The sequence below is a fragment of the Desulfofundulus thermosubterraneus DSM 16057 genome (assembly GCF_900142025.1).
GTDB lineage: Bacteria > Bacillota > Desulfotomaculia > Desulfotomaculales > Desulfovirgulaceae > Desulfofundulus > Desulfofundulus thermosubterraneus.
Genome location: NZ_FQZM01000051.1, coordinates 1 through 22,579 on the forward strand (window position 1 = coordinate 1; position 22,579 = coordinate 22,579).

The window sequence follows — 22,579 nt, forward strand, 5'->3', positions numbered from 1 at the left end:
ATGACGGAGGGTCTTTAATGCCAGGGATTAAAAAAGCTGTACTTCTTTTCTTATGTCTGGTGTTTCTTTTTGCCCTGTCCGGGGGAAATGTTCTTCCGGCGCAGGCGGCCACCATCGACGTGCAGGTTGACGGCGTCAGGCTGGCTTCTGATGTGCCGCCCGTGATGGAAAAGGGCCGCGTCCTCGTACCGCTGCGGGCGATCTTCGAGGCGTTAGGGGCCGAGGTCCGCTGGGACGAGAAAACGCAGAAGGTAACCGGCAGGAAGGGAACATCCACCGTTGAGCTGGTCATTGGGCGGTATACGGCTCATGTAAACGGTAAACCAGTGGCCCTGGACATGCCGGGGAAGATATTAGACGGCCGCACCCTGGTGCCCCTGCGCTTTATCGGCGAGTCGCTGGGCGCCAAAGTGGACTGGAACGAGACGAAACGCACAGTGATTATTGTTACCGGTAGCGGTAGTGCCGGTAGCAGGAGCGCTCCTGCGCCGTCAAAGCGGATTACCATCAAGGATTCCATGGGGCGCACGGTGAGCGTTCCCTGCCCGCCGCAGCGGATTGTGGAGGTAAACGGTGATGTAGCCGAATTGATCTGTGCCTTCGGGGATGCGGATAAAATTGTGGGGGCATCGAGTTATACGTTACAGGATAAGTTTTACGCCGGGCGGCTCAAGAAGGCGCAAGATGTCGGTAAATCTTTTACTCCCAGCGTGGAGAAGATTCTGGCCCTCAAGCCCGACGTCGTTTTCGGCTACGGCAACTTCTTAAAGCCGGAGATCGTAGCACAACTCCAGCGGGCAGGCATACCAGTGGTGTTTTTAGATTGCTACAAGATTAAAACGATGGCACAGGACATCCGCACCCTGGGGACTATTCTCAACCGCAGGAAAGAGGCGGAAGCTTATATCGCTTACATTGAGAAGTACCGGAAGCTGTTTGCGGAGCGGACAAAGAAAATACCGCTCAATAAGCGGCCGCTGGTCTATTTGGAGCAGTACACCGACTACACGCTGAGTGGTCCGGGCTCCGGCGGTGCCGAGCTTCTGGACGGCATCGGGGCCCGGAATATCGGTGCCGGGCTGCGGGCGCCCTACCCGAAGATAAGTTCCGAGTGGCTGGTGGCCCAGAACCCGCAGGTGATCATTAAAGCGTGCAGCACCAGCGTTCCCAGCGGTTACGGGGAGAATGCGGACGCAATGAAAAAGAAGCGCACGGAAATGATGCGCCGCTCCGGCTGGAACAAAATTACCGCCGTGCAGCAGGGGAAGGTCTACATGCTCTCCAGCGAGATCTTCACCGGGCCGCGGGCGATCGTGGGGATGGCCTACATGGCGAAGTGGCTCTACCCGCAGCTTTTCCGTGATGTTAACCCGGAGGCGATCCACAAAGAGATGCTCAAGAAATTTCACGGCATAGAGCTTAAAGGGGCTTATGTTTATCCGGAGAAATAAAAGTTTTAAAGGAGGATAGATGACAGCCATGCTGCGCAAAATTCTGGTGTTGATTTGCGTATCCTGCTTTTTGCTGACTGCGGCCGGGCCGGCAGCGGCCTATACAACAGTTAAAGCCCAGGAAACTCCTACTGTTAGTGCCGATAGCACGGTGGCCCTGGGCACGTTACTGCTCAAAGAAGAGTACGCCAACTCCATTAAAAAAGGAGACTGGGTTACCATCAGCCTGCCTTCCTTTGTGGAACTGCAGAAATTGCGCTTTTATTTTCCTGGCGGCTCCTACTGGCCTTCAACAGATGAATATACTGTTCCTTATGCGGTGTACAGCGTGGGAGATGAGATTTCTCTGGGCGGAAGTGGCGTTGCTCTGCAAAAAGAAGGATTGAACACTTTTAGCCTTAAAGTTAGTGCTGGCGGAGCACCTACAAGTAAAACTTTCCGCTGCTACATCTACTTCGACCAGGTTTATATCAAGGCCCTGCCGCCTGAGGAATCCGGGAAGATAGATGTAACCCTCGATGCTCCTTCAGGCAGCGGGTTTAGTCCAGGTACAGTTACGGTGGCCAATGTTTCCATTGGTGGAAGTACGGCTACGGCTGCTTCGCCGGAAAGCTTGACCGACGTGGGGGGGAAAGTGGCTAATATTACCCTTAAGGAGAATGTCCCCGGGGCTCTTAAAATGAACGGTACCGATTTCAGAAAACAGGATACGGTAAAATTTATCCTTTCCCCTGGTTTTACCTGGCAAACCGTAGTTCTGCTCCCGAGCTGGGGGTGGCAGTCAGGTGATATTGATTATGCCATTGGTGAGGATGCCAGTGGCAGGAGTGTTCTGTATTTACAAATCAAAAAAGAAACCACGAAGGATACCGGGGTGGGGCGGGTGGTTATTTCGGGAACTGTTTCCGTGGACGAAAGCATGGCCCGGTCCGGTAATGTGCAGGTAAGCTACGAGGGCAACAATCCGGGCGTTGATCCGGCTCTGCTTACAGTAGCTGAATACAGCACTGCAGGAGCAACCGTCAACGGCAAAACTGCCACCGATGTTGTTGCCGGCCACAGCAACCAGCGGATAGGAGAGTTTACCGTGACTGAGGGGATGGCCGGTGATCTGGCCAGGGGTCGTACCATCACCCTAACGTTACCTGAAGGAGTTAAATGGAACACTTATCCCACAGTAAAAAGGGAAGCCGGAAATGGGGAACTAAGCGGTCCCATACCGGTAGGCGATGACAGACAAACAGTCAAATTTACCGTGATCAGGTCAGGTACTGAGAGAACCGCTTTTTGCTTCAAATATGCCACGGTTGACCTGGCTCTGGATGCTCCCGAGCAGGTGGATATCACCGTGGGCGGCTCTGCCGGGGCCAGGGGTACCGTAACTGTAGCCCATGTGCAGCCTCCGGTTGCGGTGGTTGCAGAAAAGACCACGGTACGCATTGGTGTTCCCAACCAGCCCGGCGGCAAGCTGACGATTACCGAAAATATGCCTGGTGCTGTGCGGGCCAGGGACGCCAGCGGTGCCACGGCATTCCTCAGGCTTGAGCTACCTGAAGGCGTTACTTTCGCTCAAAAACCGGTGGTGGAAGTGAGCACCGGAGATCTGGTTTTAGACAAAACTAATATCAGACTCGAACAGGGCGACCGGGTGCTGGTGATTCCTGTCAAGACATCCAGTGTCAGTCCTGTTAGTAAACCGATTGAGGAATCTGCTGCGCAGTCTGAAGGTTCCCCCACCAATGAAGCAGAAGAAAAGTCCGCCAGCAGTACAGAAGGGGGAGTAACCGGTAGTGGTACTGAAACAAGTAGCGGTACAGAAACACAGGGTAGTACCATCACGGTCAGCGGTATGGTGTTAACCGTAGATAGAACAGTTCCGGAAGGCGTGGTCAATCTGAAGGTAAGCGGCAGTGCCTTAAGCGAGACTGAAATGATTTTTTCCAGTACATTAAATGAACTGAAAGTACCTCTGGCCACTTGTGGCACCCCTGCCCCGGATCAGATTAGGGTGGCGGCTGTATTCACCATTGGCAGTAAAATGTATCAAGTCGGCGGCACGGAAAAGGAAATGGACGTGGAGCCTTACGTTAAGAACGGCCGCACCTATGCTCCGGTAAGGTACCTTGCCCTGGCTGCCGGCCTGAATGACGAAAACATCCTGTGGGACGGTTCAAATCAGACCGTAACCCTTCTGGCCGGCAAGCGGGTGGTCCAGTTCAAGGTGGGGCAAAAGGCCTATCTCATCCAGGGTGTGCCCATCTCTATTGATGCAGCGCCGGAAATAGTCAACGGGCGGACAATGCTACCATACCGTTTTGTAGCCCAGGCGTTGGGGCTGCAGGCAGAGTGGAAGGAAGATGCCCAGCAGGTGATTATTCGTTAGTTAATTAAATTAAAGGTAGTACCGGGGGTGCTTCGTAAACCAGCGAACCCCCGGTACTGTATCCAGGAGAGGAGGAAATCGGGGTGCGGCTTCAAGTTAAGGGCGTGTGTTTTTCCTACGGAAGCGTATCAGTTCTAGAAGATGTGACCTTTAAAGTACAGGCCGGCGAGACATTGGGCATTATAGGGCCCAATGGTTCCGGCAAGAGTACCCTTTTGCGCTGCCTGGCCAGGGTGTTGAAGCCGCGTATGGGGACGGTTTTTCTGGACGGGAAAAACCTGGCCGCTCTTCGCGGCCGGGATGTGGGCCGCTATTTGGGGTACGTGCCCCCACCGGGTACGGGGCAGGCTTTTCCGTGCACCGTACTGGAAACGGTGCTGCAGGGACGCCGTCCCCACCTCACCTGGGGAGTTAGCCATGGCGACCTTGCTGCGGTAACCAGAGCGCTGGCATATTTGGGTTTAACCGACTTGGGGGAGCGGCAGCTCGGTGAACTTTCCAGCGGCCAGCGCCAGAAAGTGCTTATTGCCCGGGCCTTGGCCCAGGAGCCCGAGGTTTTTCTACTGGATGAACCCACGGCGACCCTGGATATACGTTACCAGCTTGAGGTTCTGGCGCGGATGCGGGAACTTGCCACGGAACAGGGGCGGGTGGTGGTAATGGTGCTTCACGACCTCAATCTGGCCAGCCGCTTTAGCGATCGTTTGTTGTTGCTGCATAACGGTCGTATTGTTGCCGCCGGTACTCCCAAAACGGTGCTTACGCCGGAGAATATTCGTGTTGTATATGGGGTCGAAGCAGTGGTAACAGAGACTAGGTGGGGCCTGCAGGTGACGCCGGTGGCGCCGCTGGATATGACCGGAACGAAGGGAATGGTAAAGGTAGTTCTGGCTGCTCAGGGATGACGATTGGTAAATCTACTTTGAGAGGGTCTGGTTGACCAGTTTTATCTGGGATATGATTCCATGCCCTCTGGGCGGATATAAGTCGCCGGAGGTCTAAAGGAAGGGCGTGGAAGGAGCGGGAGAGGTTGAAAGGTGCCGGAGCCGATACCTGTGTACAAGAACAGCCGGCGGTAATGATCAAACTGAAGGACGTAGTCAAAAACTACGGCCGTATAACGGCTGTAGCCGGCGTGAGTTTTCAGGTTTTGCAGGGGGAAATCTTTGGCCTTTTAGGCCCCAACGGGGCCGGCAAAACCACCACCATCCGCATGCTCACGACCCTGACCAGGCCCACCGCCGGAGAGCTATATGTGGCCGGTTACCCCGTGGCTACCTGCCCGGTGGAGGTTAAGAAGCGCATCGGCGTGGTGCCCCAGCAAAATAACCTGGAGCGGGAATTAACCGGGCGGGAAAACCTTTTGCTCCATGCCCTGCTGCACAGGATGTCCCGGGTTGAGCGGGAGCGGCGTATTGAGGAGTTGCTGGATTATGTAGGCCTCTCTTCCCGGGCTGATGAACGGGTACAGCATTATTCGGGCGGTATGGCCCGCCGCCTGCTCATTGCCCGGGCCCTGCTGCATTGCCCGCCCATTCTCTTTCTGGATGAACCGACCATTGGCCTGGACCCGCAGACCCGCCGAAAGATTTGGGACTTGATCCAGCTGATGAACCGGGACGGGATGACGGTCCTTTTGACCACCCATTACATCGAAGAGGCGGACAGCCTGTGTCACCGGGTGGGCATCATTGATCACGGCCGGCTTATCGCCCTGGGGACGCCGGCGGAATTAAAGGAGAGGCTGGGGAATTACTGCGTGGAATTCTTGAACGAACAGGGTACCGAGCGGCATTTCTTCGCCACCCGGAGCGAAGCAAAGGCGTATGCCCAGAGCAAAGAATGTGATACGGTAGTCCGGCGCACGAGCCTGGAGGATGTTTTTGTGGAGCTGACCGGCCGTGAAGCAAGGGAACTGGCTTCAGTCCAAAAAGTTATCTATCGGTGAGGGTACCCCCCTGGCCGGGGGCCCTTTCAGAGTCTGGTCGCCTTTAGCCCGTCTGGACTGGCTGCCCATTGTGCTGGCCATGGGAATGGTCTGGCGGCGGCGCTGGTGGCGCTTTCTCATCGGGGGATTGAACAGGCCGCTGATCTTTCTAGTTATTTTTGCCTGGAATCTGGGCGATAAAACGGCTACCGCCACCGGCAGTTATCTGGGTTTTCTGGTGCCCGGCTTGGTGGTCATGGCTGCAGTTTCGGCAAGCTATGCCGACCTGGTGAACTGGTTTACCCTGAGGCGTACTTTTTACCGGGTGCTGGACGAGTACCTGCTGGCTCCCATTTCCAACAGATCGCTTTTAACCGGGCACATGCTGGGTGCAGGGATCAAGGGATTTCTTACTTCCCTGGTGGTGTTCCTGACCGCGTCCCTGCTGGTCAAGGGTTTCCAGTTTTCCATTCTCTGCTTTATTCAATTATTAATTATCTGCCTCACCTTTGCCTGCCTGGCGGTGGCCGTGGCCATGGTCGCCGGGGGTGATAAAGATACACTGATGTTTACCAACCTGATCGTGTTTCCGATGACCTTTTTCTGCGGCACCTTTTTTCCGGTGGAGCAACTGCCCGGTCCGCTGGAGTGCTTGAGCTGGGGACTGCCCCTGACGGCGGCAACATGTAACCTGCGCGCTCTTGTCCTGACCGGTACCGGTAAGCCGGGGTGGTTTTTCCAGAGCCTGGGCTGGTTGGCTGGTCTGTACCTGGTTGCTTACTTCTTATTGAGGTGGCGGCTGGAAGATTAAATAGGGCAGCGGCTTTTACGGCCTGCTCGAATGCCGCTCTTTGGAGTTGCCCCAGTGGATCCCTTAGGCGCGTGGTCGAGCGTGATGCAGGGCAGGGTTAAGCTGGGGTAACCAGAACCCGGGGATATTCAAGCGCCGGTTTCTGTAGAGGATGTGGTATTGCTTGCGTGTTCCGGCAACCACGGGCGGGGTAAGGGCTCGCTGCTTTTTACCCCCATGGTACCCAATTATCTGGGAGGAAATGATCTACTGGCGGAGCAAGTTCTGGCTCTATCTGGCCACCTACATGCTCTCCCCCATGCTCTTTTTGCTCTCCTTTGGATTCGGGGTGGGGCGGCGGCTGCAGATGATCATGCCCGGAGGGATGAGCTATTTGGACTTTTTAGTGCCGGGCGTGGTGGCCCTGGCTTTGTTCAATAACGGGGTGACATCGGTAACGGTGCGCATGTTCTATACGCGCCTTCACTTCCAGAGTTTTGAAGCCTACCGTCTGGCCCCGGTGAGCAATTTTTCCATTTGCCTGGGTTACACCCTGGCCGGCGCCATGCGTGGCCTTTTAGCCGGCCTGATTGTTCTGATAATGGTATTCCTGCTCGTCCCTGGTTTAAAGCTAAACTGGCCTTTTTTCGGGACGATGCTGCTGGCCTCCCTTTGCTTCGGGACTTTTGGCGTGCTCATCGGCCTGTGCCTGCGCTCCTTTGACGACCAGGCCCTGGTTAGCGAATTCATCCTGGTGCCCATCACCTTTTTAAGCGGTACCCTGATCCCCGTGGAGCGCCTGCCCGGATTCTTGCAGCACGTGGTATGGCTTTTGCCCCTTACCCCGGCGGCAGAACTGTTGCGTACCACCCTGACCGGGAACGGATTCAACTGGCGGCTGGCGGCGGTGCTGGGAGGATGGAGTGTTGTTTTATTTACCCTGGGCTGGCTCAGGCTGAAAATATTGGATGGCTAAGATCAAGCGACTATCCTGGGATAAAGGTATGTGCCCACTGCTGTAGCTAGAATGCAGGCTACCAGCAAAACTCCTACGTCGGCCTGCCAGTTGGTCAATTGGCCGGTAACAAGGGCGCCACGCAGGAAGTCCACCATATAGCTTAGCGGGTTGACCGATGCCACCACGCGCAGCCAGTCGGGCATGATGGAGATGGGATACAGTGCGTTGGAAGCAAAAAACAAGGGCATGGTGATTAACTGGCCGATACCCATGAAACGTTCACGGGTTTTAACAATGGCGGCAATAATCATGGACAGGGTGGCAAAAAATACGGCTCCCAGTATGACCACACCGGCGGCTGCTGACAGGAGGGCCGGGTGCCAGTGCAGGGGTATGCCGGTTATGGCCGCAAGCAGAAAAATAATGGTTACCTGGCTTAAGGCACGTACTCCGGCTGCCAGAGCCTTGCCCAGTACCAGCGCCGCCCGGGGTATGGGCATGGCCAGAAACTTTTGCAGTATACCCATATCTCTTTCCCAGATAGTCGAAAGACCAAAGAAGATGGCTGTAAACATCACCGACTGCGAGAGGATGCCGGGGGTCATATAAGTCTGGTAAGTTACCCCGCCTGTGTCAAATGCGCGTACCTTGCTGAAAGCCTGGCCGAAAATCAGCAGCCAGAGCACAGGCTGCACGGCCCGGGTGAATAGCTCGGTCGGTTCGTGGCGCAGCTTACGCAGTTCCATTTCAATAATGACCAGCATGTCTGTTAGTGCCTGCAGCACTGTGCCGCCTGATTTTGCCGCCGGTTCAACCGAGGCGGCGACTGATGTGGCGAACCTGTCTGATTCCACGAAAATCTCCCCCCGCATCCAAAAAATTACCGGTAAAATAAGTAAATACATCATCCATGGAAGCATCGGGGTTACCCACCAGTGCCTTTAATTCCTCCGGCGTGCCGGTAACCACCATTTCGCCACGATTAAGTATGCCGATTCGATTACAGACTGTATCGGCCTCTTCCATATAGTGAGTGGTGAGCAGGATGGCCATACGGGAAGTCCGCCGTAGTTTCGCGAGTATTTCCCAGACTCCCCTGCGGGCCACCGGGTCCAGCCCCACCGTAGGCTCATCCAGGAAAAGCACGCGCGGATAATGGAGTACAGCCTGGCCGATTTCCAGTCGTCGCACCATACCGCCGGAATAGGTGCGCACCAGCCGGCCGGCGGCATCGTCCAGTTGCATGAAATGCAGCAGCTCGGCAATACGCCTTTCTCTTTCTCTTCCTTTTAAACCAAGCAGTTTGGCAAAAATCATCATGTTTTCATAACCGGTGAGTGCCCCATCCACCGATAGGGCCTGGGGTACATAACCGATACATTGCCGTACCCGGGCCGCCTGCCGGCGCACATCGTAACCGCAGACCGTTGCCCGGCCGCTATCAGGCAGTAACAGGGTGGTTAACATGCGTACAATGGTTGTCTTACCTGCTCCGTTTGGCCCCAGCAGGCCAAAAACCTCCCCGGCAGTAATGTTAAAAGAAACACCTTTTACCGCGATGTGTTTGCCGAAGGATTTTTTCAGGTGTTCAACTTCGACAATTACCTCCACCGGACACCGCTCCTTCTTTCATCTGCCCCAGCACTTTCTCCAGTAGGCTATAAAGCTGGCGTCTTTCCTCCCCGTCGAGCGGTTCAAAAAGGGCTGATAAAACCCGGTGCCTTTCCTGCCGCCAGGCGTGAAATACTGCCTGCCCGTGCTCGGTGAGATACACAGTTACCACCCGCTCGTCTTCCGTTCCTCGTTTTCTGCATACCAGACCATCCCGCTCCAGTCGCTTGACAGTAATGGTCACCGAGCTTGAGCCGGTACCCATGCGCACGGCAATGTCTTTGATCCGCTGTGGTCCAAACCGGTGCAGGATGTGCAAAACCCAATACTGCTCAAGTGTAATCTTACCTTGTTTTACCGGGTGGGACGTAAAACGCCAGTAACGCCAGATTTGCCAGAGCGCATCGGCAATTTTTTCAGTGAGCAACTGCTCGTTGTTATTCATCACATCACCTGTCTTTCCAAGTAAAATATACCATCAAAAAATTTGATGGTCAATATATTTCACATTTATACTATCTATCTTTGAAGAAGGACGGCCTGTATGCAGGGATTGCATGAGGTAGACTGAATAGTAACCCTCTCCGAAAAAATTTTTCTTCTAAATGTAAGGAGGATTTGGTCGTTGGATGTAGAAGTTACCCCAGGTGTAGAAATTTTCATTTTAAATAATTCCGGTATTGAATGGAAATGCCGGCCACGAAGGTCTGCCCCGGAATGGGAAAGGCCTTTTATGTTTTTGAGCAGTTGAATAATGTGGACGGGGTGTCCTGCTTCCCTGATGGGAGCAGGCTGAAAAGGGAAGCCGGTGCAAATCCGGCGCGGTCCCGCCACTGTGAGGGGGAAGGGACCCACATAATGTCACTGTCCAGCACTCAGTAAGATTGTTTTCTGCTTTGATAGAAATTGGTTACTGCTACGATAAGGTTACGGCGAAGGGAACCATAACATGGCTGAGTGCTGGATGGGAAGACGTGGAGTCCCGATGAACCCGAGCCAGGAGACCTGCCCCGTTTTTCACCATGCTGCCTACGCGGATAGGGAGGTGGTAAGCCAGTACTTTGCCTTACCCCGCTTTACGGCAGCGGGGTTTTTTAATTTTCCCGGGAAGGAGGTATTTTAGGCTGTGCCAGAAAGGCGATGGTCTACGCGGGTTGACAGCTTTTCTGCCTGCTGGCAACAGTAGCCCCCAGTAAAGTTTCTTCCTGCCTCTACCGTCGCCCCGCCGGACAGCAGGCCCCATTCATTTCATATTGTATCTGGCCGGACGGGCGGAGATTTCCGGGTGGAAAAGAAGTTTCTTAATGAGGTGTTAAATATGCCGGAAGAAGTCAGGGTGGCTTTAATCCATGCGGTCATCAAGTGGAAAGATAAGGAACATAACTTGCGGCGGTTGCTTACCTTAAATGAAGAGGCTGCGGCTAGTGGTGCCCGGATCATTGTAAATCCCGAGCTGGCCACCACGGGTTATACCTTTGAAAGCAGGAGGGACATTTCCCCCTTTGTGGAGACCGTTCCCGGGCTGACCACGGAATTGTTCGGTGCCCTGGCCCGCCGGTACGGCGTCTACATCTGCCTGGGACTGCCGGAAGTGGATTCAAAATCGGGTATTTATTATAACACTGCTGTGCTCATAGGCTCCGACGGCCGGGTAATGGGTGAGCATCGCAAGCTGGCCCCTGCGTTTAAAGAAAATCTCTGGGCGGCCAGGGGTAACCTGCCCGTGTTGGTGGCAGAAACCTGCTTTGGTAGAGTGGGTGTGCTCATCTGTGCCGACACATACTGGTACAAGGCGGCGCGAATGGCTGCCCTGAAAGGTGCCCGGGTGCTGCTGATCCCGGCCAACTGGCCGCCCCATCACTACCCGCCGGAAGTTTTCTGGCGTGCCCGGGCTCTGGAAAACGGAGTTTATGTACTGGCCTGTAACCGTACGGGCCAGGATAAAAGCATGAACTGTAATGCGTCACAATCGTTCATCATTGGCCCCGACGGTAGCGTTTTAAAAGAAGTACAGTCTGTGCATGACACCATTCTTTATGGCACGTTGCCTTTAAAAAACGGAAAAATTTTTACCCCCGGGGCCGGTGTCCTCCTGGGCGACAGGCGGCCGGAATTTTATGCTGGTATAACGCTGGATACCTTTTCCCAATTTGAACCGGAGGCGCTGCTGGGGTTGCCCGCAGGAAAGGAATTTGCCGTGGCTACTGTTCAGTTTGCTCCACAGGCTAAAGAGCCGGTGAGAAATACCCGGCGCATTTTATCATTACTGGACCAGGCTGCAGACCTGGCTGCCCGCAGGGGTATGAAGCTCGACCTGGTTGTTTTTCCGGAACTTGCTGTAACAGGGGCCATATCTCAACCATCACAGGCAGAAGAACTGGCCGAACCGGTTCCCGGCCCTGTTGCCGGGGCCGTTATCCGGAGGGCAGAAAAGCTGGACCTGTATGTGGTGATGGGGGTGTTGGAAAGGGAAGATGGCCAACTGTTTAACACTGCCGTGTTGATCGGTCCGGCGGGATTGCTGGGAAAATACAGAAAGATACACCTGAGTCCGTCCGACAGGGAATGGGCTCGCCCTGGGCAGGAAGATTTTTGCTTTTTTGACCTCCCCTTTGGCAGGGTGGGCCTTTTACTGGGGCATGACTTGTTTTTCCCGGAAAGCCTGGAGAGTCTGGCCAAACAGGGGGTGGATGTGCTCTGTGTTCCCGCCCTCTGGAATGATGAAAAAAGCCAGTTTATCTGGGAAGCCAGGATAGCCGAACAAATGCACCTGGTGGTGGCCAACCAGTGGGGGTCCAACGGTTCTTTTTGTGCCCTGGGCGGCAGCTTAATTTACAGTTATTCCCGGTACTCTGAAAGGCGCGTGCGGCTGGTGTCTCCTGTTAATGAGGACAGGATCAACATTATGCTTTTAAACCCGAAGGAAACCAGGCAGAAGAAGTTCCTGGAAGAAGTAGATTATGACCTCCTCCTGACACATTACAAACTTTTTTAGAAGAGGGGAGAGAATGGGATGAAGCTTAGAATATTGTTTTACACGGCCATTGAGGGTGAATTGGGCAGCCTCAGTAATGCCGTCAGGAGCGTGCAGAGGGAATACGGACCCCTGGTGGAAGTTCTGGCATACGCGAAGCGGGATTTAACCGGCCCGGAAAAGCAAGCAGAGTTACTGGATACGGTTCCCTGCTGCCACCTGGTGATCCTGCACCTGATGGGTGGGCCGGACTCCTTACCCTCTTTCGACCGGGTAACGGCCCTGGCCAGAGAACAGGCCATACCTCTGGCCGTTCTGCCTTCGGCGGGGGATGATGCCCGGGCGCTCCTGGGCTTGAGCAACCTTTCTGAAGAAGATTACCGGCTTGTCCGGTTATATGTTGGTTACGGCGGGGAGGAGAACCTAAAAAATTTACTCATCTGGTCAATTAACCGTTATTTAAAAAAGTTTTACCCTGTACCGGAGCCCAAACCCCTCCCCTGGGAAGGGTTATATTACCCGGGGTGTCAGAGTGAGGCCCAGGCAGCAGCCCTTCTTGAGGAAAAACTAAAGGAAGGTAAACCCGTGGTGGGTATTCTTTTCTACCAGAGTTACCGGGTAACCGGCAACACTGGCTTTGTGGACGAGCTGATCAATCAAATAGAAAACCAGGGTGGTGTAGCCCTGCCGGTATTCCTGTATGCGACCAGAAACGATGAGCTGGGTAGCCGGGGGATAGCCTGGGTGGTGGAAAATTACTTTAGTCGCCAGGGCCGGCCGCTGGTGGATGTGGTGGTAAACACTCTCATGTTTGCCCAAACCATGGCCACGCCAACCTTTAGCCGGGTTGAAGAAAAGGATCTCTACCTGCGCCTGGGCGTGCCCTTAGTCAAAGCCATCCTTTCCGTAGCGTCCCGTAGCGAATGGGAAAACAGCCAGCAGGGTCTCGGCCCGCTGGACGTGGTTATGAGTGTGGCCCTGCCGGAGTTTGACGGCGATCTGATTACTGTGCCGGTGGCTACCAGGGAGGAGCTGGAAAGAGATCCCCTTACCGGGGCAGCTCCAATTAAATATGTGCCCGTTGCCGAACGAATGCAAAAAGTGGCCTCCCTCGCCTTACGCTGGGCAAGGTTGAGGCGCAAGCCCAACCGCGAGAAAAAAGTGGCCATTATCCTGCACAATTACCCGCCCCGCAACGACCGCATCGGCAACGCCTTCGGTCTGGATACGCCGGCCAGCGTGCACCGCCTGCTGGTGGCCATGCACAAGGCCGGTTATCTGGTTGAAGATTTGCCGCCCGATGGAGCGGCTTTGATGGAAAAAGTCCTGTCCGGCTTGACCAACGAGCGGGGCTGGCTGGAGCCCCGGGAACTGGAGCGCCGGGCAGCCGCCCGGGTGGAGAAAGGTGCTTACAGGGAGTGGTTTTCCGCTTTCCCCGGGATCTCACAGGAGCACCTTAAACGGGACTGGGGGCCTCCTCCCGGGGAGGTTTTCTATTACGGAGATCATTTGCTGGTACCCGGGATATTTCTGGGCAACGTGTTTTTGGGCGTGCAACCGCCGCGAGGCTTTTTGGAAGACCCGTCGAAAATCTACCACAGCCCGGATCTTTCCCCGCCACATCACTACCTAGCCTATTACCGGTGGTTGCGGGATGTTTTTCAAGCAGATATTGTCTTTCATATTGGTAAGCATGGCTCACTGGAGTGGCTTCCCGGCAAGGGGGTAGGACTTTCCGCGGCCTGCTTCCCGGACCTGGCTATTAACGATCTGCCTCACGTTTACCCGTATATTGTAAACAATCCAGGGGAAGGCACCCAGGCCAAGCGCCGTTCCCATGCCTGCATTATTGACCACCTGGTGCCGGTCATGACCAGGGCCGGGTCATATGAAGAGCTGGTCGAAATTGAGGTGCTTTTGAAGGAATATAACGAAGCAAAGATGATGGACGCTTCCAGGTTGCCCTCCCTGCACAACCTGATCTGGGAAAAAGTAGCTCTTGCTCATTTAGATAAAGATTTAAAAATAACCCGGGAGGCAGCAGAAAAAGACTGGGAGGATTTTTTGGAGCGCCTGCATTCGTACCTGCACGAGATAAAAGATACTTTAATCCGGGACGGCCTGCACATTTTGGGCCAGCCGCCGGCAGGCGAGGCTCTGGTGGAAATGCTCCTAGCCCTAACCCGCCTGCCCAACGGCCCGGTGCCGTCTTTGCGGGAGCAGGTAGCCGGTATAAAAGGGTTCAACTATGAAGCACTCCTGTCAAATCCCGGCTATTTCGATCCAGATCGGGGACGTACATATGGAGAAATGCTGGATGAAATTGAGCACCTGGCCCGCCGGCTGTTGGAAGCCTTCGTAAATGGCGGTTATACGGCAAATGAAGCACCCTTTATAGTGCAAAAGCTCCTGGGAAAACAAAATGAGGAGATTTGCCGGGTGCTTGAATACGCAGTCAATACGCTGGTGCCGGCTCTGGCCGCAACAAAGCAGGAACTGGACAACTGCCTCAACGCTTTAGCCGGGGGTTTTGTGCCCCCTGGACCTTCGGGAGCTCCTACCCGTGGCATGGCTGACATTCTCCCTACCGGGCGCAATTTTTACTCTGTCGATCCCCAGGCTGTTCCCAGCCGTGCGGCCTGGCAGGTGGGCTGCTCCCTGGCTGATGCCCTGCTGGAACGGTACAGGCAGGAGAAGGGAACCTATCCCGGGAGTGTTGGCATTGTGGTATGGGCTACCAGCAACATGCGTACGGGCGGTGATGATATAGCCCAGGCGTTGTACTTAATGGGAGTCCGGCCGGTATGGGATGAAAAAAGCGGGAGAATTAAGGGACTGGCTGTAATCCCCCTGGAGGAGCTGGGACGGCCCCGGATAGACGTGACTATAAGGGCCAGCGGAATGTTCCGCGATGCCTTTTTAAATGTCATCCACTTGATTGACCAGGCAGTGGAAATGGTGGCCAATCTGGACGAGCCGGAAGATTTGAATTTTGTAGCTGCCCACGTGCGTCAGGAGGTGGCAGAAAAAGTAGCTCAGGGGATAAATCCGGAACAGGCCCGGGAAGAAGCCTTGTGGCGTATTTTCAGCGATCCCCCGGGGTGTTACGGGGCGGGAGTGAGTAACCTCATAACCGCCAGGAACTGGCGGGACGAGAAAGACCTGGGGGAAGTCTACGTCACCTGGGGTGGTTATGCTTACAGCCGGCGCTCTTTTGGTAAAGATGCCCGGCCTGCTTTCCGGCAGCGCCTGGCCCTGGTGGAAGCTACCGTGAAAAATGAGGATACCCGCGAGATCGATATGTATGACAGCGATGACTTTTACTCCTACCACGGCGGGATGGTGGCAGCGGTGAAGGCAATCCGGGGAACATTGCCCCTGTCTTTCAGCGGCGACAGTTCCGACCCCGCCCGGGTGCGGATGCGTACTCTCGACGAGGAAACAAAGCATATTTTCCGCGCTCGTGTACTTAATCCCAGGTGGATTGAGAGTATGAAACGCCACGGCTATAAAGGAGCGGGGGACCTTTCCCACCTGGTGGAGGTGGCTTTCGGCTGGGACGCCACCGCCGGGGTGCTGGAGGACTGGCTTTACGAGGCTCTGGCACATAAGTATGCCCTGGATCCATCCATGCAGGAGTGGTTTAAAGAAGTCAATCCCTGGGCTTTGCAGAATATTGTGGAACATTTACTGGAAGCCATTGAAAGGGGCATGTGGCAGGCAGCACCGGAAATGAACGAGGCATTAAGAGAACTTTACCTGGACATAGAAGGGGAACTGGAGGCCCGGACGGAGTGGCCGTTAAACAAGTAAAGGAAAGTGTGTAAAAATTAACGGGTGGGAGCAAATGACTGAAAAAATAAAGCTCCTTATTTTGCTGGTGACCACGGACTGTAACCTGCGCTGCGTTTATTGCTATGCCCGGGGAGGCGAAGGCAGAGAACACATGACCTGGGAGGTGGCCCGGCAGGCGGTGGATTATGCCGCCGCCCGGAGCCGATCTTTTAAAATCCAGTTTTCCGGCGGCGAGCCTCTGTTAAACCTGCCCCTGGTAAGAGAGGTTGTGGCCTACGTTCGGTCACGCCGGCTTTCCGTTAAATTACAGCTGCAGACCAACGGAACGCTGATCACCCCCGTAGTGGCCCGGGAATTAAAGTCCCTGGGCGTGGCGCTAGGGGTGAGCCTGGACGGTCGTCCGGAGATTAACGACCGGCTGCGCCCTTTTGCCGGGGGTGAGGGTTCTACCCTGGCTGTAATCCGGGGATTGCAAAATCTGGCTGCAGAAGGAATCAAGGTAGGTCTGACGGTGGTTTTAACGGCTGAAAGCACGGCGGGGTTGACTCAGCTGGTGGAACTGGCTGCTTACCTGGGGAATGTGTATGGGATTTCTCTGGACCTGCTGCGCCTTCTGGGCAGGGGTCGGGAGGGGCGCGTAGCACCGCCGGAGCCGGAGCTTCTGAGCCAGCAGGTCAAAGCAGCCATAAAGCGGGCAGAGGAAATAGCCCGGCTGGGCGGGCCATTGATCCGCTTTCGGGAAGTGGAGAGGTTGAAATACCAGCTACACCGGGGAATAACCAGGCAGCATTATTGTTATGCCACCACCGGGCAGTCCATGGCCGTAATGCCCGACGGCTCGGTTTATCCCTGTGCTTCCCTGTCCGGCCTGACAGAATTTTACCTGGGCCGGATCACGGACGGGAGGTTTTCCCTGGCCGAAGCGCTGGCCGGAACGTCGCTCCTGGGGCGTACTGTAGAAGTGATGGCCGGCTGCCGGGATTGCTGGCATAGATACCTGTGCGGCGGCGGCTGCCCCGCCCGTGCTTATGCCTTTACCGGCCGGGTGGACCGTGCCTGTAAGGCAGATTGCCTGTTGAGGAAAGTCTATCTAAATGTTGTTGGAAAGGAGAATAATTATGCCTGATATATGAATTACCTGCAGGTTACCAACATTTGAAAAAAATTTTTGTTTCACCTTGCAGGAGTTTTTAAGTCAATGTAGTATTATGAAGTAATGAAAGAATATTTTTTGCCAATAAGGCGACCGAAGTCGTCGGTTTTTTAAACAGTTAAAAACTCGAACTGAAAAAGCCACGAAGGCAATGTCTTCCTCACCGGAAGGGGGTTGCTTTTTCGTGGCTTTTAATTTTCAGGCTTTTTTATTTCCTTCGGGAGTGTGCATTAAATGATACCTTTTTGCCGTGAAGCTGGGTGTTTTGCCGGTAATGGGCCGGAGCGGGCCAGAGCATCTGGTGTTGCCGGCGGCAACCTTCCGGAAAGGCTTATGCGCCTGTACCCTTTTCAGCTTTCCGGGGGCATGCGCCAGCGGGTGATGATGGCTATGGCGCTCTCGATGCGCCCGAAGGTTTTGATTGCCGATGAGCCCACCACCGCCCTGGACGTTACCGTCCAGGCCCAGATCCTGGCGGAGCTGAAAGCGGCTGCAGGAAGAGTTGGGGATGGCGATCATCCTCATCACCCACGACCTGGGGGTGGTCGCGGCCATGGCTGACGAAGTGGCGGTGATGTACGCCGGATCGATTGTGGAGCTCGGCCCGGTGGCGCAAATATTTGACCCTCCCGCCCACCCCTACACCCGGGCTTTGCTCCGTTCCGTACCGTGCCTGGGCAAGGAAGAACTGGTGCCGGTTGAGGGACAGCCGCCGTCGCTTCTCAATCTCCCGGCCCATTGCGCCTTCTTCCCCCGTTGCCCGCAGGCGGGAACGGGGGCAAGTTTTAACTTTGGGAAATATAGCAATCCCAGGCTTGATTCACTGGCCGATAAACTGAAAACAACCTTTAACGTACAGGAAAGAAATGCCATTGCGAAAGAAGACCAACAGGTCGTACTAAATGACGCGGCTTTTGCCTTTCTGGTCTATCCCAAGTCTCTCCTGGCTGTAAGCAATAAAGTCGAGGGTATTGAATCATCTCCGCCCGAGTTTTATTTACTGAATCCGGACGTAACTGTCAGGCCTTAGTTAACTTCAGATTTCATTGCTCCGGAATAAAAGGTGGTGGTTTGTATGTCAAAAAGCACAAGGATCTTTATTAAAAGACCAGGTAATAGTGATATCCAGCCCGCCACGGAATTTGCCTTTAAAATGATCAAAGAAGTTTATGGCAGAGGAATTGACCCTGTTTGGGACAGCGACCTGCTTAATTTCGAAGAATTTTACCTTCATACCCGGGGAAATACCTTTCTGGTCGCTTTTAATGAAAATGGCGAAATCGCTGGAACCCTGGCTGTACGCCGTTATGATGGGCGAATTAAGGTTTTAGAGGGTTTTTATGATTTAAAGGCGACGGCGGAGTTGGCCAAATGTTACGTTGATAGGAAATACCGGAGGAGGGGAATTGGTTCCCTGTTGGTTAAAGAGGCTGAACAATTCTGCAGGGGAGCAGGGTATAAAGTAATTTATCTTTATACCCACATGTACCTTCCAGGTGGTTATGAATTCTGGCATGCGCAGGGGTTCAAGCTGAGGCTGTATGAAGGTGGTTCCCAGCAAACTGTCCATATGGAAAAAATTCTATTGCCGTAAGTTCCTACAGGCCTTTTCAAATGGTGGGGATGATCAGTGCAGCCCGTTTCAGATGTCCTCCCTGATTTGCTGAAGCTGTGGAAAAATGTATTGCCTTCCATCCCTTGGTCCTCGTCGAAGCGAGGGAGTGGGTTTCATGGCTTTTGTGTGCATCCGGTGTTCCGGTTCATGGTGCTGCATGTAACTTGCGCGTGTTACTTGCATATGTCTAGTTGATGGACTGCGCGGCCCTTATCGATCCGTGTTTTAAAGAAAGGAGGGGCTTTCTGATGACCGATTGGGAAAAAGTAATTGCCTTTCATGGGCACCCGTGTTGTTTGCTGGCTATCGGGTACCGGGCAACAAGGGTGGCCCTGGAGAAACTGGGTGCTGGCAGCCCCGGGCACGACCTGGTGGCCGTGGTGGAAAACCGTACCTGTGCCGCCGACGCAGTGCAGGTGATGTCGGGTTGCACCTTTGGCAAGAGAAACTTTGTCTACAGGGACAACGGCAAATACGTCTTTACCTTTGCCTGTATGGGAGAGCAGCAAGCTTTGCGGGTAAGCTTAAAAGCAGGAGTGCTGAGCAGGGAAGGTGATGGCTTTGTAACCCTCATGGAAAAGGTAGCCAACGGCTTAGCTACAGAAGAGGAGCGGGAGGAGTTTTACCACCGCCAGGAGCCCCTGATGAAGTACATTCTGGAAGGGCCGGTTGAGGAAATTTTTGAAATGCAGGTTGTAAATTTGGAAAAATCTCTTCCCGAGCTCCGTCTGCAAATGGTGACCTGCAGCCGCTGCGGCGAAGAAATGATGAAGGATCATGCCTTTTTTCAGGAGGGACGTCCGGTCTGTAAGGATTGCTCAGCATAGATTATTTACCTTAAGCAACATTTTTGTTGACACTTTCTAACGGCTAGTTTAAACTGGAGTTGAGAACGAAAGAAAAACTTGCCGGGTACAGAAGCCGGTTCCGTTTAACGACCCTTTTTAACCGGGACAGGTGCAACACGGATAGGCTTTAAAAATAAATTTGAGCGGTCGAAAATAAACGGCCACGAAGGCCCACGGTTTCCTTTTCAAGAAGGAAAGGGTCGCCGTGGCTTTTTCTTTTTGCATCAGGTGTAAATTTTCATAATGAAATGAAGGGAGTGAGTTGCCCTGGATGTCAAGGAAATTTTATCGAAGATCCAGCAGGATCAGATTACCATCATCCAGGAAGAGGTATCGGTTCAGTTCGATAACCACCAGCAGACGCCCCTGGGGTTTCAATGGCGCAACAAACACTACGAGGTGTTGGAGCCTATTCTGGTAACCAGGTCGACAGGAGGTCACCTGCACTACCTTTTGCTCACCGATGGAGGCGTCTTTAACTTGACTTTGATGCGCGAAAAAGAGGAATATCCCTTTTGTAAAAGCAGGTGGGTTTTGAGGTACCGGGTGAAGGACGATGTTCCTCCTAAAAAGGAAAGTCATGGTTTTAGCAATGTGATTCCTTTGTATCCAGCAAACCGCAGAAATAACTTTTTCTCTTTGCCAGAGGGAACAAGTAAGTTAATGGTGGTTCCCGTGCCCCTTTTAAACATTGTTCATTTTCACGGGCATCTTTGCCCGGAACTGGCCGTAGGCTATCGGGTTGGACTGGTTGCTCAAAAAGAACTGGGCCTTACGCGCGAAAAGGCAAAGGATTTCTTTGTTTTGGCAGAAAACATGACCTCTGCCATTGATGCCTTACAGTTCATGACAGGCTGTACCATAGGAAATCAGAACTTTTTTGCCTACGACCTGGGTAAACACGTTTATTACTTTGGTAGTTTCCCTGCCGGTTCTGAACCCCGGCAGGAGGCTCTGCGGGTGGCCTTGATTAACCCAATTGTCGACCTCAGCCACCAGGGTGATATAGAAAAGAGGATCGTTGCCGGCCGGGCCAGTGCAGCCGATTTAGAAGAATACCAGCAGGCCATTGATGATGCCGTGCGGGAGATATTGAGTATTCCCGATGAGAGCTTGTTCGTGAAGTCCAGGGTCTTTCTGCGGCCGCCGCAAACAGCCTGCCGCCGCGACTACGTTAAATGTTCCTGCTGTGGCGAAGTGGTGGCAGTGCAGAAAACCGTGGTGGGAGAGGATGAGCTTTTATGTCAGATCTGCGCAGCCAGAAAAATGGTTTGAAGTAAAAACAGTTTCTTTAATGATTGTCCTTATGCAAATACCTCCTTGCCCTTGATGGTTAGGCCGGGCAAAAGATGAGGTTGCCAGCTATCCTCTTCGCCGTAAACTCCGGTTTTTACGTAATCGTTGTCCTTCCACAGGTATACCGTCACTTTTCGGGCGTCGGGATCCACAATCCAGTATTCTTTGACGGCATGGCGGGCGTACAGCTTTTTCTTCAGGTCAAGGTCTCTTTCGGCAGTAGAAGGCGATAAAATCTCGATGATCAGGTCGGGTGCCCCTTGAATGTTGTATTCCCCCACAATCGAAAGGTTCTCGCGGCTCACGAAGAGCACATCCGGCTGCACCACATCGTGGCGGCTGAAAAGCACATCAAATGGCGCATCGTAAACTTCTCCCAGGCCGTGGGCTTTAACGTAGGACCATAAGATGGTAGTCAAGTTTCTGCTTATTTGTTGATGCGCCCGCTTGGGAGAAGGAGTCATGAAAAGATCGCCTCCGATAATTTCATACCGCCTGTCTTCAGGTAAAAGCAGATAATCTTCGTAGGTAAACTTCAAGTGCTCAGGGATGGAAGACATAAAACACCCCTCCCGGTCCAGGGTCCCGAAAAATTAAAAAAATGTCCGAAGTGATTAAGTTCTGCTTAAGTAAAAGTATAACACGTAACTGTGGAAAAGTTAAATACACACCATGTATACTAAATAATTGACATATTGATAATAATATAGTAAAACAAAAGCAAAAAGGAGTGGTCAATGGTGAATGTACTTATCGTCAGCTGTGGTTCCTATTTATCTCAGGGTTATGGCTGCCCCGGCGAGTGGAAGTGTTTTAAAGCCGCCCGGGACCGGGAGGGTAATTTCAAGGATTACGATGCTGTAAATGTGGTGGGTTTCCTGGCCTGTGAATGTCCAGGGAGATCATTGATTCCAAACATCGGTTGTGTTAAGAAGAATGTAGATTTTGATGTTATCCACCTTTCCACCTGCATGGTCAACGCATGGCCGGCCTGTCCCTACAGGGATGTGGACGAGCTTGCCAAAAAGATTACGGAAAAGTTTGGGGTAAAGGTAGTCAAGGGAACTCATGATTACGCATAGCTGACGTTTAAAAGAGAAGCGGATAGTTCTCTTTTTAAGGGAAAGGGGAAATCTTCAAACGCCCCGGGCATCCAATCCGGCTTCCGTCTGCTTAACGATAGCGGTTCCTGGAAAAAGGTAACGGCTAAAAGAAATGGATTTTCTTAGTAGAAACTTGATTTCGGTCTGATTTTCCATGCCCCCGCTTTATGCGTAGCGGGGGTTTTTGATTGCCCGTTTTTAATTGCCAGAAGAGAGGAGCGATAAAACGGCTGTTTGCGGAAAATCTATTTTGCCATCTATCCTGCAGATTGGATGATCAAGTGGAAAGATAAGGAACATAACCTGCGGCGGTTGCTGGCCTTAAAGTAAGCGTCAAATACAACCCACCTTGGCATAATACCCAAGTTTAAGGGATAATCTTCCTCAGATAAAAGCTCGATGAGGAGGATTTTTTCTTATGACCAAAGCCGAACGGGAAGCGCTATGGGAAACCCGAATAGCCGAATACAAGATGAGTGGGCAAAGCGTCAGAGAATGGTGCGCCGCCCATGAAGGCATCAGCCCCAGGCAGTTATGGTACTGGCTGCGAAAGTTTAAAGACCGGAACGGAGTTACCCCAGGAAAATCAAACCGGTGGCTGCCGGTGGAAATAAGCAACCAGTCATTTATAGAAGAGGACCATACTTTACTGGTCAAAATAGGACCGGCCAACAT

The 22,579-nt window shown here is 53.3% G+C and carries 18 protein-coding genes, 1 pseudogene and 1 riboswitch; of the genes and pseudogenes, 15 read left to right on the top strand and 4 right to left on the bottom strand.

What is annotated here, in order from left to right; translation table 11 throughout:
• Positions 1-17 precede the first annotated feature (17 nt).
• From BUA65_RS15550 to BUA65_RS15575, 6 genes are all read left to right on the top strand, one after another.
• Entirely contained in the window at positions 18-1,451 is a 1,434-nt protein-coding gene (locus BUA65_RS15550; RefSeq protein ID WP_072871054.1) for a stalk domain-containing protein, read from the top strand.
• A gap of 19 nt (positions 1,452-1,470) precedes the next feature.
• Positions 1,471-3,834, top strand: coding sequence for a copper amine oxidase N-terminal domain-containing protein (locus BUA65_RS15555; RefSeq protein WP_207543916.1), 2,364 nt, complete (start codon positions 1,471-1,473; stop codon positions 3,832-3,834).
• An 83-nt stretch (positions 3,835-3,917) separates the two neighbouring features.
• Complete coding sequence (locus BUA65_RS15560) at positions 3,918-4,739, top strand: ABC transporter ATP-binding protein (RefSeq protein WP_072871030.1); 822 nt, start codon at positions 3,918-3,920, stop codon at positions 4,737-4,739.
• Positions 4,740-4,864: 125 nt separating this feature from the next.
• Complete coding sequence (locus BUA65_RS15565) at positions 4,865-5,782, top strand: ABC transporter ATP-binding protein (RefSeq protein ID WP_242656359.1); 918 nt, start codon at positions 4,865-4,867, stop codon at positions 5,780-5,782.
• Entirely contained in the window at positions 5,736-6,572 is an 837-nt protein-coding gene (locus tag BUA65_RS15570; RefSeq protein WP_072871032.1) for an ABC transporter permease, read from the top strand. Before BUA65_RS15565 ends, BUA65_RS15570 begins: the two co-directional genes overlap by 47 nt.
• Before the next feature lie 241 nt (positions 6,573-6,813).
• The gene (locus BUA65_RS15575; RefSeq protein WP_242656360.1) at positions 6,814-7,527 is read left to right on the top strand and encodes an ABC transporter permease; all 714 of its coding nucleotides are present in this window, start codon (positions 6,814-6,816) and stop codon (positions 7,525-7,527) included.
• Positions 7,528-7,529: 2 nt separating this feature from the next.
• Here the strand turns inward: BUA65_RS15575 and BUA65_RS15580 are convergent, their stop codons facing one another.
• The 3 genes from BUA65_RS15580 to BUA65_RS15590 are packed head-to-tail and all read right to left on the bottom strand — an operon-like array spanning position 7,530 to position 9,565.
• A complete protein-coding gene (locus BUA65_RS15580; protein ID WP_114281519.1) occupies positions 7,530-8,363 on the bottom strand; it encodes an ABC transporter permease in 834 nt (277 codons plus the stop codon).
• A complete protein-coding gene (locus BUA65_RS15585; RefSeq protein ID WP_072871037.1) occupies positions 8,320-9,120 on the bottom strand; it encodes an ATP-binding cassette domain-containing protein in 801 nt (266 codons plus the stop codon). The genes BUA65_RS15580 and BUA65_RS15585 overlap by 44 nt, the downstream gene beginning before the upstream one ends.
• Positions 9,098-9,565 (bottom strand): MarR family winged helix-turn-helix transcriptional regulator, encoded by a 468-nt coding sequence (locus BUA65_RS15590; protein ID WP_072871039.1) that lies wholly within the window; start codon positions 9,563-9,565, stop codon positions 9,098-9,100. The genes BUA65_RS15585 and BUA65_RS15590 overlap by 23 nt, the downstream gene beginning before the upstream one ends.
• 301 nt (positions 9,566-9,866) lie before the next feature.
• A riboswitch (cobalamin riboswitch) is annotated at positions 9,867-10,147 on the top strand.
• A 258-nt stretch (positions 10,148-10,405) separates the two neighbouring features.
• Here BUA65_RS15590 and BUA65_RS15595 point away from each other — a divergent pair.
• The 7 genes and pseudogenes from BUA65_RS15595 to BUA65_RS15630 all read left to right on the top strand — a co-directional run bounded on the left by BUA65_RS15595 (position 10,406) and on the right by BUA65_RS15630 (position 20,780).
• On the top strand, positions 10,406-12,115 hold the full coding sequence (locus tag BUA65_RS15595; RefSeq protein WP_242656361.1) for a carbon-nitrogen hydrolase family protein: 1,710 nt from the start codon (positions 10,406-10,408) through the stop codon (positions 12,113-12,115).
• 18 nt (positions 12,116-12,133) lie between these two features.
• The gene (gene cobN / locus BUA65_RS15600; RefSeq protein WP_072871040.1) at positions 12,134-15,907 is read left to right on the top strand and encodes a cobaltochelatase subunit CobN; all 3,774 of its coding nucleotides are present in this window, start codon (positions 12,134-12,136) and stop codon (positions 15,905-15,907) included.
• A gap of 34 nt (positions 15,908-15,941) precedes the next feature.
• A complete protein-coding gene (locus tag BUA65_RS15605; RefSeq protein WP_072871042.1) occupies positions 15,942-17,015 on the top strand; it encodes a radical SAM/SPASM domain-containing protein in 1,074 nt (357 codons plus the stop codon).
• Between the two features lie 348 nt (positions 17,016-17,363).
• Positions 17,364-17,811, top strand: a pseudogene (locus tag BUA65_RS15610) (oligopeptide/dipeptide ABC transporter ATP-binding protein); the annotation flags it as partial.
• A gap of 306 nt (positions 17,812-18,117) precedes the next feature.
• Positions 18,118-18,636 carry a GNAT family N-acetyltransferase gene (locus BUA65_RS15620; RefSeq protein ID WP_072871044.1) on the top strand — a complete coding sequence of 173 codons (519 nt, stop codon included), beginning with the start codon at positions 18,118-18,120 and terminating at the stop codon, positions 18,634-18,636.
• A gap of 269 nt (positions 18,637-18,905) precedes the next feature.
• Positions 18,906-19,484, top strand: coding sequence for an FmdE family protein (locus tag BUA65_RS15625; RefSeq protein ID WP_072871045.1), 579 nt, complete (start codon positions 18,906-18,908; stop codon positions 19,482-19,484).
• Positions 19,485-19,907: 423 nt separating this feature from the next.
• Positions 19,908-20,780 (top strand): FmdE family protein, encoded by an 873-nt coding sequence (locus BUA65_RS15630; RefSeq protein WP_131821535.1) that lies wholly within the window; start codon positions 19,908-19,910, stop codon positions 20,778-20,780.
• Positions 20,781-20,809: 29 nt separating this feature from the next.
• Here the strand turns inward: BUA65_RS15630 and BUA65_RS15635 are convergent, their stop codons facing one another.
• Positions 20,810-21,361, bottom strand: a complete 552-nt coding sequence (locus BUA65_RS15635; protein WP_072871049.1) for a Uma2 family endonuclease — start codon at positions 21,359-21,361, stop codon at positions 20,810-20,812.
• A 177-nt stretch (positions 21,362-21,538) separates the two neighbouring features.
• On the opposite strand from BUA65_RS15635, the gene BUA65_RS15640 reads away from it, so the two are divergent.
• Entirely contained in the window at positions 21,539-21,883 is a 345-nt protein-coding gene (locus BUA65_RS15640) for a CGGC domain-containing protein (protein WP_072871050.1), read from the top strand.
• A 439-nt stretch (positions 21,884-22,322) separates the two neighbouring features.
• On the top strand, positions 22,323-22,579 hold a 257-nt coding region (gene tnpA / locus BUA65_RS15645), incomplete at its 3' end, for an IS66 family insertion sequence element accessory protein TnpA (protein ID WP_072871052.1).